The following is a 14,277-nucleotide window of genomic DNA, read 5'->3' on the forward strand; positions in this document are numbered from 1 at the left end:
ATTTAAACAATTAATTAATGATGCCTAGTTTAACCTGTTTTAAATTTCAATTCACCCCAAGCTGGCCGATGTCGATTTTGGCAATCCTATTTTTTTCCTTATTTGTTCGGCTTGGCTTTTGGCAAATTCATCGTGCGGATGAAAAAACAAAAATGATTGTTGCACAAAAAACACAAGAGAAGCAAAAACCAGTTCCTTGGTCTGGAACGAAAACACTGCCTGTGCAATATGAACGTATCTCGTTAAAAGGTCATTATTTGTCGCAGGTATTTTTATTGGATAATCAGCATCACAAACATCAATTTGGTTATGATGTCTTATCACCCTTGCAGTTGCCTGATGGTTCTATCATCGTAATAGATAGAGGATGGGTTCCTGGTGAACTGACTCGACGAATCCTCCCAAACATTCAGATTCCCAAAGGAAGCATAGAATTGCAGGGGATAGCCTACTTTCCGAGCAAAAATCAATGGGTTTTGGGTCCTGCTTTAGAAGAAAAAGGGAATAAAATGATCATTTTGGAGCGTGTGGATGATCAATTGTTCAGTCAAGTTTTGCAAAAATCAGTCGCTCCGTTTATTATTCGCCTCGACAAGCAAGACACAAACGGATTTGTGCGTGAATGGGAGACGGTCTCCATGCCTCCGCAGCGGCATTTAGCTTATGCTTTGCAGTGGTTTGCTATGGCATTGGTGATACTAATTATATTTGTAGCATTAAACCTGAAGAAAAAAAATGAAAAAACAAGCCAGTAAATATTATATTTTAGTGTTGTTGGTTGTACTATTCGTTGCTCCGGGGGTAGCTGCTTATTTGTTTTACCAGCATCCTTCCTGGTTGGGCGCTACTCGGATCAATAAAGGGACCTTACTGAATCCACCGGTAAAGTTGAATGCTCTGGAAGGAACGTCGAAATGGCGCATTATCTTTTGGAGTCCAGAGGCCTGTGACCAAGCGTGTATGAAACAGCTCGATATGCTTGCTCGAATTCGTCTGGCATTAGGACGTAAATTATATCAGGTGGATCAGTGGCTTCTTCTCAGTGATAAAGCACCTGCTTTATCACAAGAACAACAATCCTATTTAAAGGAAATAGATTTTAAAGTGGCAAGATTATCTGCAGCTGAGGTTAATACTAAAGATACTTTATCGTCTGAAACTAAAGTATTTATAGCTGATCCAGGTAATTATTTAATTCTCAGTTATGCATCGCAGGTTAATCCTAATGATGTATACAAAGATTTGAAGTTGTTGCTCAATACAACAGAAAACAAGAGTGATTAATCTAATGCAGAATAAATTATTACGATATGTTGCATCATTTGCTGTGCTGTTATCTTTATTCGTTGTCATGCTCGGAGCATATACACGCTTGACCGATGCAGGCTTGGGCTGCCCTGATTGGCCTGGTTGTTATGGACAGATGGTTCTTCCCAATGCTAAGGAAAAATTGCAGGCAGCACAAACCCAATATCCAGAAATTCCTATCGAGTCAAGAAAGGCATGGACGGAGATGGCTCATCGTTATGCTGCAGGTACTTTAGCTTTGTTAATTCTTTTTATAGGTTTTTATGTAGTGCGCAAGCGATTACAAGGTAATAATTTGCCATGGCATTTGCCCGTTGCACTACTTATACTCGTTTTTTTCCAAGCCGCATTAGGCATGTGGACCGTAACCTTAAAGCTGTTACCCGTGGTTGTTATGGGGCATCTTTTAGGCGGTATGCTCATTGTTGCCTGCTTAAGCCGTTTTCGATTGCAAATCAGTGCAGTAAAGGGGCAGGATTTATCACAATGGCGTCCTTGGTTACGGCTTGGGGTGCTTATCGTGTTCATGCAAATTGCATTGGGCGGTTGGGTTAGTTCAAATTATGCAGGAATCTCTTGCATTGGTTTCCCTATGTGTAATGGCGTATGGTTACCTGATTTGCATTTTGCACAAGGGTTTAATTTATTTTCACCTGTCGGCGCTAATTATCAAGGTGGTTTACTGGATCATGATGTTAGAGTAACGATTCAATTTATTCACCGATTAGGTGCAATAATCACTGCCGCTTATATTCTCGTGCTCGCCTTATTGATTCTATTGAGAAGCAGCTTCAATTATCTTAAAACCGCAGCTGTGGTGTTGTGTTTATTAGTATTAGTTCAATTTACTTTAGGTATCTTGAATGTAATTTATTTACTGCCAATTAGTGTCGCCGTAGCTCATAATGGGGTTGCTGCTCTATTGTTAGCAACATTATTTAGTACACTACATTTTACGCGTAAGGGGCAAAATGATGCACGCTGAGCATGTAGTTCAATCTTCGTCGGCTACTTGGCGTGATTATCTCGAGTTATGCAAACCTCGAGTTGTATTGCTCATGTTATTGACTGTAGTTGTCGGAATGTATTTGGCAACTCCAGGTTGGGTTAGCATGTCGCTGATGTTTTTTTCCTTGCTTGGTATTGGGCTATGTGCTGGAAGCGCCGCGGCAATTAATCATTTGGTCGATAAACGAATTGATGCCATTATGGCCAGAACCAAAAAAAGACCCGTTGCTAGTGGCCAGGTTTCAGTACGTCAGGCCTTATGGTTTGCTTTAATCATGGGAGGCCTTGGACTGACGGTTTTGGTGATTTTTGTAAATCAGCTCACTGCATGTCTTACGTTTGTTACATTGATTGGTTATGCTGGTATCTATACAGGTTATTTAAAAAGAGCCACCTCACAAAATATAGTCATCGGCGGATTGGCTGGAGCAGCACCTCCATTGCTTGGCTGGACTGCGGTTACAAATCAACTGGATCCACAAGCTTTATTGCTGGTATTAATTATTTTTATTTGGACGCCGCCACATTTTTGGGCTTTGGCTATTTATCGCTACGAAGAGTATCAACATGCTCAAATTCCAATGTTACCTGTGACCCATGGTATTGCGTTTACTAAATTGAATGTTTATTTGTATACCATTTTATTGCTAGTAGTGAGTGTATTGCCTTTTGTTATAGGGATGAGTGGTTTGTTTTATTTAATAGGCGCTTTAGTGCTTGGTGCGCGATTCTTATTTTGGTCGCATAAATTATATCGTACAGATAAGCCTGTAGTTGCAATGCAAACATTCAGATTTTCAATAGTGTATTTAATGTTATTGTTTGTTTTTTTATTGATCGATCATTATTTGTAAGGAATAGGGATGAAATAAGTCCTATGAACCCGTTTTTTGTGAAAGCAGATGGTTGTGAGACTTATTCCATATTTGTTCCTATAAGGGGGTAAAATGAGTTTAAAGGCTAAGAGTGTTACCTTTACTGTAGTTGTTTTGCTGGCTCTTGCAGGATTACTTTCAGGAATTTTTGTAGGCCAACATGTTCATTTTAAGAAAAAAATTGATGTGTCGAGATTTCATGGTACTTATCTTGAAAATCCAAGGCAAGTGAATCAGTTCAATTTGACAGGAATTGATCAAAAACCATTTGATAATAAGAGTTTAAAAGGGAAATGGACCTTAATGTTTTTTGGTTTTACAAACTGTGGTTATGTTTGTCCAACTACTATGGCAGAATTATCAAAAATGTATCGTATTCTTGAAGAGAAAGGTGTAAAGAATTTGCCGCACGTTGTAATGATATCAATTGATCCTGAGCGTGATAATCAAGAGAAATTAGGCCATTACGTAACTTCATTCCATCCTGATTTTTATGGAGCTCGGGGAGATGAGCAATCCATTAAGTTAATGACCCGAGAAATGGGTATTGCTTATGCAAAAGTAATTGAAAAGGGAAATAATGACGCAACAAACTATGATATTCAGCATAGTGGCGCTTTAATGCTATTTAATCCGCAGGGAGAGCTCAATGCATTTTTTACTACACCACATCATGCAGATATATTAGCGAAGGATTACATCTTGTTGGTTTCTTAACGGAAGTTTTTTTATAAAATATATTTTTGTTAGTCAAAGGTGATTTTACATTTTTGAACTAGGCTTTATTTATACGAGCCAGCTGTAAATAAAGTTTTTTTAGAAGGCTCGAAGGTTTCTAGAATAATAAAAAATTGAGGAAAGCGTTTTTCATGAAAATTGCAATATTGGCCACAAATCCACATTTGTACTCTCACAAGCGTCTGAAAGCAGAGGGAGAAGCTGCTGGTCATGAAATTAGGATTATTAATCCTTTATATTGTTATATGAACGTCGCCGCTTCCTGCCCTAAAGTTCATTATAGAGGAGGGTCGCCCTTGCCTCATTTTGATGCAGTAATTCCAAGAATTGGTGCATCAAATACATATTATGGTACTGCAGTTTTGCGCCATATGGAAACTATGGGGATGTATGCTTTAAATGAGTCTATAGCCATTGCTCGTTCTCGGGATAAATTCCGTTCATTACAGTTATTAGCTCGTAAAGGTATTCCCATGCCATTAACGAGCTTTGCTCAATCACCAGATGATACTGAAGACTTGGTTCGTATGGTTGGTGGTGCACCATTAGTTATTAAATTATTGGAAGGAACCCAGGGGAAGGGAGTTATTCTTGCAGATAGTCATCAATCTGCCGTGAGTATTATTAATGCTTTTAAAGAAATGCATGCCAATATTTTGGTGCAAGAATTTATTGAGGAGTCACGCGGAGTCGATATCCGTTGTTTTGTTGTCGGAGAAAAAGTAGTTGCTGCTGTAAAACGACAAGCAAAGGATGGAGAATTTCGTGCCAATGTTCATCAAGGCGGGAAGGCCACCAAAGTAAAGTTATCGCCACAAGAACGTGCAATTGCAATCAGTGCTGCTAAAACAATGGGATTAAAAGTTGCGGGTGTTGATTTAATTCGCTCGAATCATGGCCCTTTAGTTTTGGAAATAAATTCCTCACCTGGCCTTGAGGGCGTGGAAAAAGCCACCGGCATCAATATTGCTGGAAAAATTATTGAGTACATTGAGAAAAATGCAAAACCGATTAGTGCAAATGATCGGTTCCATGGTTAATTGTGAGCCCATAATTATAAGTTTGTCGTTTTAATTATGGGCAATATAGGTTTTATGTGGCCATAATGCGCTAAATAAATATTTAGTGGGATGAATCACTCTTACCAACTAGCCAGTCAGCGCTTACCTCAAATTCTTCTGCTAATGCATTGAGTAATTTTTCATCTGGGCTAGTGGCGCCGTTAAGCAATGCTTCCGCTTTGAACTTGGGAATCTTTACTAATTTTGATAACACCTCAATACGTTCTGCACTTGATTCGGGTGCACCAATATTATCAAGCTCTTTATTTAGTCTTTCAGAAAATCTCTTATTAAGCATCTGCTTCTCCTAATAATGATTTAGGTTAAGGTAACATACGTGCAATTATTCCTCTAAGTCATCGCCTCACAGCTAAGCCATGAAAGTCAGGCAGAAGCGAACGGCTATCTTATTTATTTGATATAGCATAAAAATGAGGTTTTGCAATAATTGCCCTAAAAGATCCAGCACATTAAACTTTTTCATGCAAATTGCAATTCCTTTGCCAAGGATAATCTTGATTTGGGTTGATCTGCACAATCTTTCAATTTAGTATTGAACCTCAAAAAAATGATTGTTTGGGATAAACATGATCGAAGAAGTCGCTGTAAAACATCCTTGTGATTTAATTATATTCGGTGCTTTGGGGGATCTGTCTTGCCGTAAATTATTTCCTGCCCTATATCAGCTCGAACGCGCGAATTTGCTTCATGCTAATACCCACATTATCGGTTGCGCACGAGACGCATTTACCTTAACCGACTACACGGGGTTAATAAAATCTAAATTAGAGACTTTTATCGGTGAAGGGCTGGATGAGCAGGTTTGGTCACGTCTCATTAATAAGATGACCTATTGCTCGATTGATCTGACACAACCTGAAGACTACGCAAAAATAACAGATTATGTGAGTCCTGATGAGCGAATAACCATTTCTTATTTTGCAATTCCTCCTTCTCTTTATGCTCAAGCATGCCAAGGCCTTTCAAGTATCGGTTTAACCAAGCAACCGTCACGAGTGGTTTTAGAGAAGCCAATTGGTCATGATTTACCTTCATCTATAGCAATTAATAATGAAGTAGCCCATTTTTTTGCTGAAGATCAAATTTATCGAATTGATCATTACTTGGGTAAAGAAACTGTATTGAATCTTTTAGTACTGCGCTTTGCCAATGCGATTTTTTCTTCAAACTGGGATCATCAAGCTATTGATAAGGTTGAAATTAGCGTTGCAGAAGAAGTCGGTGTTGAAGGGCGATGGGCTTACTATGATAAATCAGGTCAAGTAAGGGACATGTTGCAAAATCATTTATTACAGATTCTGTCGCTTTTGGCAATGGAACCACCAATGAGTCTATCTGCTGAATGTATACGTAGTGAAAAATTAAAGGTATTAAAGTCATTACGGCCTATTTCTGATGCTCATGCTCATGAACATACTGTGCGGGCGCAATATGTGGGAAACGTGATTAAAGGTCAACAAATACCAGGGTATTTAAATGAAGAAGGTGCCTATAAAGGGTCAACTACTGAAACTTTTGTTGCGATTAAAGCATATATAGACAATTGGCGCTGGTCTGGGGTTCCTTTTTATTTATTAACGGGTAAAAGATTATCAAAAAAGCAAAGTGAAGTAGTGATTTACTTTAAACCGCAACCTTATAATGTTTTTAAACAATTAAAACAAGATCTGTCTCCTAATCAGCTCATCATTCGTTTGCAACCGGATGAAGGGGTAGAGCTTCGAATGATGAATAAAATTCCTGGTCTTAGTGAAAGCATGCAACTACGAGACAGTAAGCTGGATTTAAATTTTAACCATCTCTTTAACTCACAAAGAATTGCCGACGCTTATGAACGCTTATTGTTGGAAGTGATGTTAGGCCATCAATATTTGTTTGTAAGTCGAGAAGAAGTAGAACAAGCTTGGAAATGGATTGATGAAATTAAGCAAGCCTGGGAAAGACAAGAGACTCCACTCTATACTTATCCAGCAGGTACTTGGGGGCCTTTGGAGGTAATTCGTTTATACAATGGCAAAGCGCATGTATGGGGTGATCAAAATGCTGTTACGTAGTTTTAGTGAAGCTTCTATCTTAACAGATGACTTGGTTGAGCAGTTAAAACGGATTCTATGTAATGCAGTAGCTCAACGCGGTCACGCTTATTTAGTGGTTTCGGGTGGAAAAACTCCAATTGATTTATTCAAGACCCTAGCCAAAACTGATATTCCCTGGGAGAAAATTACAATTACTCTTACCGATGAGCGTTGTGTCTCCGCCCATGACCCGGATCGAAATGAACGTTTAGTCCGACAATTTTTACTGCAACATCATGCAGCTAAAGCTCATTTTTTGAGTTTATACAACGAGGATTATTCTCTAGAGCAAACCGAGCAAATGATTGCTTCTTTACCTACTTTTGATGCGGTGGTTTTAGGAATGGGAGAGGATGGGCATATTGCCTCTTTGTTTCCTTGCTCTCAGGAACTAAGTATGGGATTGGATGATAATGCTGCTGCAGTACTCCGAATTAGTCCAAAGACAGCCCCTCATCAACGAATAAGCTTATCGAAAAAAAGATTATTAAATAGTCGCGTTATCTTTTTGCATTTGCTAGGTCAGAAAAAATTGACTGTATTGCATCAAGCAATGGCAGAGCATGATTCGATGGTGATGCCGGTGAGCGCTTTTTTAAATAACTTTGATGCAAACGTTCAGGTGTTGTATGCACCTTAAGGAAAAATAATGCACCCGGTTGTAGCTCAAGTTACGGATAACATCCGTGAACGGAGTATCCGTAGTAGAGAATTTTATCTGAAGCATATAGAACAATCGCGTATTAAAGGTCCACAGCGAAGCATGCTTCACTGTGGTAATTTAGCGCATGGCTTTGCTGCCTGTGCAAAGCAGGACAAAGCAAATCTGAGGGGCATGACTAAAGCCAATATAGCCATTGTTTCTGCTTATAATGACATGCTTTCAGCGCATCAACCTTATCTGAGTTATCCCTCGTTAATCAAAAAAGCTATTTCTGCTGCGGGAGGTGTCGCCCAATTTGCAGGGGGTGTTCCGGCAATGTGTGATGGAATTACCCAAGGCCAGGCTGGAATGGAATTAAGTTTATTAAGCCGAGATGTGATTGCCATGGCAACAGCAATAGGTTTGTCGCACAATATGTTTGATGGCGGCCTTATGCTCGGTATTTGCGATAAAATTGTTCCTGGACTGCTGATGGCGGCGTTGAGCTTTGGTCATTTACCTTTTATTTTTGTGCCAGCAGGCCCCATGCCATCGGGTATTTCAAATCAGGAAAAGGCCCGTATTCGTCAATTATATGCTGAGGGAAAGGCGGATAAAAATGCATTGCTTGAGGCGGAAGCCGCTTCATATCATTCTGCAGGCACATGTACTTTTTATGGCACGGCTAATTCCAATCAACTTATTATTGAAACGATGGGGTTGCAACTTCCTGGCTCATCATTTATCAATCCTGGTACTCCTTTACGTGATGCACTCACCTGGACTGCGGCACAACAAATTCTTTCTTTAACGGATTTAAATGATCATTATACGCCCATAGGCCAATTAATGGATGTAAAAAATATTGTTAATGGCATTGTGGCCTTATTGGCATCAGGTGGTTCAACGAATCACACAATGCATCTGATTGCTATAGCGGCTATGGCAGGTTATTCGATCAACTGGGATGATTTTGCCCAATTGTCAGCCGTTACTCCTTTGATTGCCAAGATTTATCCGAATGGTTATGCAGACATCAATCATTTTCAACGAGCTGGTGGCATGGCGTATTTTATCCATACTTTACTGGATGCAGAGTTGTTGCATGAAGATGTTCAGACAGTGATGGGGTATGGTTTGCAGCGATATACACAACAACCTTTACTGGATAATGAGCAATTGTTATGGGTTTCTGGCCCTTCTACTTCAAATGATGAGAGTGTATTAACTTCCGCTCAAACTCCATTTAAAGCTCAAGGCGGCTTGCAAGTATTAAGTGGAAATATAGGACGAGCTGTAATTAAAACCTCAGGGCTTGCTGCTGGAAAAAGTAAAATTGAAGCGCCAGCAGTGGTGTGTTCGAGTCAGGAGGAATTTGAACAGATGTTTCTTGAAGGCGCTTTAGACAAAGATTGCGTGGTGGTAGTGCGCTTTCAAGGACCTAAAGCGTGTGGGATGCCTGAATTACATCAATTAACCCCCAAACTTGGGGTGCTTATGGATAAAGGATATCAAGTTGCTTTAGTCACGGATGGCCGAATGTCTGGGGCTTCGGGTAAGGTTCCTGCAGCGATTCATGTCACACCTGAGGCTATAGATAATGAAGTGCTTTCTCGTATTGAAACTGGGGATATGATTTTAATTGATGCAGAACAAGGGGTACTGCAATTATTAGTTGCCGATTATGAGTTGGGATTAAGACCTAAAGCTGTTTTAACTGAAGTTGGGTCTTACCTTGGCATGGGCAGAGAGTTATTCAGTAGTTTAAGGTCGCAATTTACAGGGGCTGAGCAGGGAGCATGTAGTTTGTTTCAAGGAAAAGAGTCTTGTTATGAGTGATGATTTAAAATCTTATGCGATCGTTGCGGATATTGGTGGAACTTTTGCGCGTTTCAGCCGTGTCAATTTAGAAAACTTGGTCATGGATAAAATTGAAATTTATTCATGCGCTGCATATCCCTGCTTTGAATCAGTATTTTTAGCCTATAAGTCACAACATTCATTGGAAGAAATAACGCAAGCCGCTATTGCTATTGCTTGTCCAGTGCTTGATGATGTGATTTGTATGACCAATGCACATTGGCGCTTTTCTATTAGTGAATCAAAACAAAAATTAGGATTGACAAAGCTTAAGGTTTTGAATGACTTTAATGCTATTGCAATGAGTTTACCGGTTTTATCGAACCAGCAAATGCTTCAGATAGGAAGGGGGGCTGCAAATCAAAATGGAACCAGGGCTGTTTTGGGAGCTGGTACTGGATTAGGTGTTGCTTTCCTTTTGTCAACACAGGGAGGATATTCTGCTCATGCCGGAGAGGGAGGTCACATAAGTTGGGGTGCAAAAACAGAACAAGAATGGTTTATTTATCGTTATCTCAAGCGAACATATGAGCATGTATCCTATGAGCGCTTGTTATCAGGCCATGGTTTGGAAAATTTATATCAAGCACTGGCTGCTTTGCATCAAAAAGAGACAGGCCATGTTCCTGCATCAGAAATTATTGCTTTGGCCTTAGCACAACAATGTACTATTGCTGAAGCGACAGTAGCGCAATTTTTCGCAATTCTGGGTTCTTATGCTGGAGACATGGCATTAATTTTTGCAGCCTTTGGTGGTGTTTATATCGCTGGTGGTATTGTGCCTCGATTAATTTCATTGTTGCACGGTAGTGATTTCAGATCTAATTTTGAAGAAAAAGGTCGTTTTAGCGATTTCAATGCGAAAATCCCGACCTATGTGATTACTGCCGAGCAGCCAGGGATATTAGGGGCTGCAGTTTATTTAAAACAATCGTGGTCTAGATAAAAATGAGCATAATCGGATAAAGTCCTATTTATGATCCCAGATTACACTTACTTCACCTAGGCAACGGTCGACTACAAGGAGAGCTTCATGTCGTTCCCAAATTGGATGGTGCAGCCGGAAATTGTATTTTGTACATCACCAGTTATCCCGGTTGTTGTTATTAAAGAAATAGAGCATGCTCTACCTTTAGCTACAGCGTTATTTGCAGGTGGTATCCATATACTCGAAGTTACACTTAGAACGCCAATTGCTTTGGATGCCGTTAAGTTACTTATAGAAACCTTCCCTGAAGCTTTAATTGGGGTGGGCACAGTAACTACCCCTGAACAATTAAAACAGGTTGCAGACATCGGTGCAAAATTTGCACTGAGTCCTGGAAAAACACAAACCCTATTGACCGCTGGATGTACTTCCAGCATTCCATTAATTCCTGGTATATCGAGTGTATCTGAATTAATGGAAGGATTAATTTTGGGGTATACCCATTTTAAATTTTTCCCTGCGACTGCTGCAGGAGGAACCAATATGTTACGGGCGATGCATGGTCCTTTTCCGCAAGCAAAATTTTGTCCCACAGGAGGAATTAATGGGGGAAATTTTTCTGATTATCTGGCATTGCCTAATGTTACGTGTGTTGGAGGTTCCTGGATAGTACCAGAAGAGGCGATTAAAAAAGGTGATTGGGCACTAATTACCGATTTATCTCTTGCTGTGCGTCAGAGCATAAGAGGATGGGAGTAGATAGACAGTAGCCCGATGATTTTCAGGTTAGAGATAATTTTTTTATAGCCAAATTTTAGATTGTCGATCAAGGAGTTAAATATGACATGGGTTGTTGCAATTATCGGTTCGGTCGCTGGTTTTTTGTTTGGTTATGATGAAGGAATCATTGCGGGTTCTATAGAGTTGGTCAAAAATCATTTTGACTTAAGTGCCACTCATGTTGGTGTTATGGCTTCCGCGTTGCCTTTTGGTGCTTTGTTCGGCTCTATGTTGATTGGTGCGATTACTGCATCAAAAGGAGTGAAACGCTTCGGCCGTCGCACACTACTGTCTTTCTCAGGAGTATTGTTCTTTTTAGGCGCATTAGGTGCTGGATTTGCGGATTCAATTACCATACTCATTATTTCACGATTAGTTCTTGGCCTGGCAATTGGTATGGCTTCAGTAATGGCCCCCTTGTATTTGGCTGAAACAGCAACTTATGAGACCAGAGGCGCAGTGGTTGCTATTTATCAATTGGCAATGACAGTAGGAATCGTCTGTTCTTATTCAGTCAATTATTTATTTCTAGAGAACAATGATTGGCGTGCAATGTTTGCTTCAAGTGCTTTCCCAGCCCTGATTTTATGCATCGGAATTTTACTCATGCCAGAGTCTCCCAGATGGTTGTGCACTGTGGGACGTCGTGATGCTGCATCTAAAGCGTTAAAAAAACTACGTAAAAGTCATTCAATCGAGCATGAGTTGATGGATATCGAAATGACATTGGCTAATGAACCTAAAAAGGGAAGCTGGCTGTTGTTGTTTAAGAGTCCTTTATTACCTGTTTTGCTGTTAGGTACAATGCTATTTTGTTTACAACAATTGAGCGGAATTAATGTCGTAATCTATTTTGCACCTGAAATTTTTAAAAATTTAGGCATGAATAATACTACCGGGCAAATATTGGCAACTATAGGCATTGGTCTCGTTAATTTGCTGGTGACGGTTATTGCGATGCTTAGCGTTGATAAAATAGGTCGTCGTAAACTCCTGTTGTTTGGTTTTTCTGGTATGTGTTTCAGTCTATTGTCCTTATGCATGTTTTCAGTATATCAAGTCATTTGGCTTCCTTATTTATCAGTTGCTTGTCTAATTCTTTATATTTTTTCTTTTGCAGTAAGTGTGGGGCCAATACCGCATATTGCAATGGCTGAAATATTTCCTCTGCATGTGCGTGGCGCAGGAATGGGTTTTTCTGCTATGAGTAACTGGACTTTTAATACAATCGTCATTTTTAGTTTCCCTCTTTTAGAAAAAATGATGGGTATTGAGTATACTTTTGCTTTGTATGCAGTGATTTGTCTTTTAGGCCTTATATATACTTATTTTTATATGCCTGAGACAAAAGGTATCAGTCTTGAACAAATTGAGAATTACATTATGTCTGGTAAGCCACTACGTTTATTAGGGCGCGAAGAGGTGCTTCCGACCGAAGAGGTTGGTAAAAAAGAGCCGTCATATTTGGCTTCTACCTAAAAAATAATAGAAAAACTAGCCATTGGTTTTTCAAAAACCGTTGGCTAGTGAAGGATTTCCTCGAAGATTATTTTAATTTGATGATTAGTTTATCTCTTAACTCAATTGCACGTAAAACAGCTACATAACTCCAGGTTAATGATGGAGCTCCTTGTTGGCTCCCGGTATTTAAATTAATTTGCTCGCTTAGTTTCATGTCTTTGCCATATTTTTTTATAAGCTTCAAATAATTATCACCTGCTTGGATGTGTTTCGCTATTGTTGATTGATTTGCTTTGGTTAAAGGTAAATTATCAGCAAGTGTATAGTAATATTCAGCCATAGTTGCAGTTAAAATAAACCAAGGATTCCCTATACTATTGGTTTGATATCCATCGTAGGTATCTCCGGGATAGCGACCAAATAAAATTTCTCCTGAATGATTGCTATTAATTGGGAACATTGAATTAAATTGTTCATACAAAGCATCCACTGTATTTTGGACGTAGAGGCTATCGGGAGATAAAACACCATCTTTTTTGGGATTAAGTAAAATGCCTAAAATTATAGATGAATCTAGCTCTAAGGTTTTTTGTGGACCGGAATGGGGTGAAAGCGTTGCTAGAATTGTTTTATGCACCGGATCCAAATGCTCCATTAAGCGTGTGTCTATCAGTTTTGCTTGATGTTCATAATAAACTGCCGCTTCATTATCGTTGAGCCGGCGAGCAAGGGCTGCGCCTTCATAAAGTGCTTTTTGCTGAGCCATAGCAGTAAAAAAATGATATCCATACACTTCCTCCCAGAGATCATAATTTTTATCAGACCAGTGATGGGCTGTGTATTCCAAATCCATTTTAATAACTCCCATTGAATTTGGATCCAAATTGCTATTATAAAGATTGGCCTGTACATATTCGGCTTCATCATCATCTAATAATTGTTGTGCAAAACGAATCAAAACAGAGGCTCTTAAGGCGGGACCATCATTTTGTGGTCTGCCCCAAGGACCATCAAAAGGATAACCATTAATATAAAACTTGGGTTCTCCCAATATATCTTGTCCGGGTGATGGATCATATTGATGCTGAAGCTTTTGGCTCCAAGAAATATAATTAAATAAGCGTTCTTTATATCCAAACGCATGAGTGGATTCATACCATGTCTCAATCAATGTCATGGCAATCGCTGAATCGCGAATCCAATCATAATAGTAATCTGGATTTTGTTTTGAAGGAGCGGCTACTATTGCTCCGTTAGATTGAATATTGGCAAAAAAATGTTGTCGAAGTTTTTGGATATCTTCAAAACTAAATACAGAACCTATTGCTTGAGTAACACAAAATATCATTAAAAAACAGATCCTTTTCAACATAATCTCCTATTAAAGTTGAACAATTTCATAGTACATTAAATTGATTGGGCAGAGTATAGAAAAGTGCAAGAAGTGTTTTTTAGAATATGGAGCTTATTCTTGTGCATAGCTGATTGAAAAGACATTAGTCGTACATTTTGAGCGAAA

14 protein-coding genes are annotated in these 14,277 nt (G+C 39.3%); 12 read left to right on the forward strand and 2 right to left on the reverse strand.

The window, feature by feature from the left end:
• Window positions 1-20: 20 nt before the first annotated feature.
• The 6 genes from DGG96_RS04240 to rimK all read left to right on the forward strand — a co-directional run bounded on the left by DGG96_RS04240 (window position 21) and on the right by rimK (window position 4,969).
• Entirely contained in the window at window positions 21-755 is a 735-nt protein-coding gene (locus DGG96_RS04240; RefSeq protein ID WP_199739211.1) for an SURF1 family protein, read from the forward strand.
• Window positions 736-1,284 carry a hypothetical protein gene (locus DGG96_RS04245; RefSeq protein WP_110141717.1) on the forward strand — a complete coding sequence of 183 codons (549 nt, stop codon included), beginning with the start codon at window positions 736-738 and terminating at the stop codon, window positions 1,282-1,284. Before DGG96_RS04240 ends, DGG96_RS04245 begins: the two co-directional genes overlap by 20 nt.
• A gap of 4 nt (window positions 1,285-1,288) precedes the next feature.
• Window positions 1,289-2,293 (forward strand): COX15/CtaA family protein, encoded by a 1,005-nt coding sequence (locus tag DGG96_RS04250; protein ID WP_199739207.1) that lies wholly within the window; start codon window positions 1,289-1,291, stop codon window positions 2,291-2,293.
• On the forward strand, window positions 2,283-3,170 hold the full coding sequence (gene cyoE / locus DGG96_RS04255; RefSeq protein WP_110141719.1) for a heme o synthase: 888 nt from the start codon (window positions 2,283-2,285) through the stop codon (window positions 3,168-3,170). Before DGG96_RS04250 ends, cyoE begins: the two co-directional genes overlap by 11 nt.
• Before the next feature lie 93 nt (window positions 3,171-3,263).
• Window positions 3,264-3,908 (forward strand): SCO family protein, encoded by a 645-nt coding sequence (locus tag DGG96_RS04260; protein ID WP_110141720.1) that lies wholly within the window; start codon window positions 3,264-3,266, stop codon window positions 3,906-3,908.
• A gap of 152 nt (window positions 3,909-4,060) precedes the next feature.
• Entirely contained in the window at window positions 4,061-4,969 is a 909-nt protein-coding gene (rimK, locus tag DGG96_RS04265) for a 30S ribosomal protein S6--L-glutamate ligase (protein ID WP_110141721.1), read from the forward strand.
• Window positions 4,970-5,051: 82 nt separating this feature from the next.
• Here the strand turns inward: rimK and DGG96_RS04270 are convergent, their stop codons facing one another.
• Entirely contained in the window at window positions 5,052-5,288 is a 237-nt protein-coding gene (locus DGG96_RS04270; RefSeq protein ID WP_058466680.1) for a hypothetical protein, read from the reverse strand.
• Between the two features lie 289 nt (window positions 5,289-5,577).
• Between DGG96_RS04270 and zwf the strand changes: the two genes are divergently transcribed.
• The 6 genes from zwf to DGG96_RS04300 all read left to right on the forward strand — a co-directional run bounded on the left by zwf (window position 5,578) and on the right by DGG96_RS04300 (window position 12,776).
• Window positions 5,578-7,065 carry a glucose-6-phosphate dehydrogenase gene (gene zwf, locus DGG96_RS04275; protein ID WP_110141722.1) on the forward strand — a complete coding sequence of 496 codons (1,488 nt, stop codon included), beginning with the start codon at window positions 5,578-5,580 and terminating at the stop codon, window positions 7,063-7,065.
• Window positions 7,052-7,726, forward strand: coding sequence for a 6-phosphogluconolactonase (pgl, locus tag DGG96_RS04280; protein ID WP_110141723.1), 675 nt, complete (start codon window positions 7,052-7,054; stop codon window positions 7,724-7,726). The genes zwf and pgl overlap by 14 nt, the downstream gene beginning before the upstream one ends.
• Window positions 7,727-7,735: 9 nt before the next feature.
• Window positions 7,736-9,568, forward strand: coding sequence for a phosphogluconate dehydratase (edd, locus tag DGG96_RS04285; protein WP_110141724.1), 1,833 nt, complete (start codon window positions 7,736-7,738; stop codon window positions 9,566-9,568).
• Window positions 9,561-10,535 carry a glucokinase gene (gene glk, locus DGG96_RS04290; RefSeq protein ID WP_110141725.1) on the forward strand — a complete coding sequence of 325 codons (975 nt, stop codon included), beginning with the start codon at window positions 9,561-9,563 and terminating at the stop codon, window positions 10,533-10,535. Before edd ends, glk begins: the two co-directional genes overlap by 8 nt.
• 87 nt (window positions 10,536-10,622) lie before the next feature.
• The gene (locus DGG96_RS04295; RefSeq protein ID WP_110141726.1) at window positions 10,623-11,276 is read left to right on the forward strand and encodes a bifunctional 4-hydroxy-2-oxoglutarate aldolase/2-dehydro-3-deoxy-phosphogluconate aldolase; all 654 of its coding nucleotides are present in this window, start codon (window positions 10,623-10,625) and stop codon (window positions 11,274-11,276) included.
• Between the two features lie 81 nt (window positions 11,277-11,357).
• Window positions 11,358-12,776: a sugar porter family MFS transporter gene (locus DGG96_RS04300; RefSeq protein ID WP_110141727.1), complete on the forward strand. Its 1,419-nt coding sequence runs from the start codon at window positions 11,358-11,360 to the stop codon at window positions 12,774-12,776.
• Between the two features lie 67 nt (window positions 12,777-12,843).
• On the opposite strand, the gene DGG96_RS04305 is transcribed toward DGG96_RS04300, so the two are convergent.
• On the reverse strand, window positions 12,844-14,106 hold the full coding sequence (locus tag DGG96_RS04305) for a glycoside hydrolase family 15 protein (RefSeq protein ID WP_110141728.1): 1,263 nt from the start codon (window positions 14,104-14,106) through the stop codon (window positions 12,844-12,846).
• Between the last annotated feature and the right edge of the window lie 171 nt (window positions 14,107-14,277).

It is taken from the genome of Legionella qingyii, from assembly GCF_003184185.1.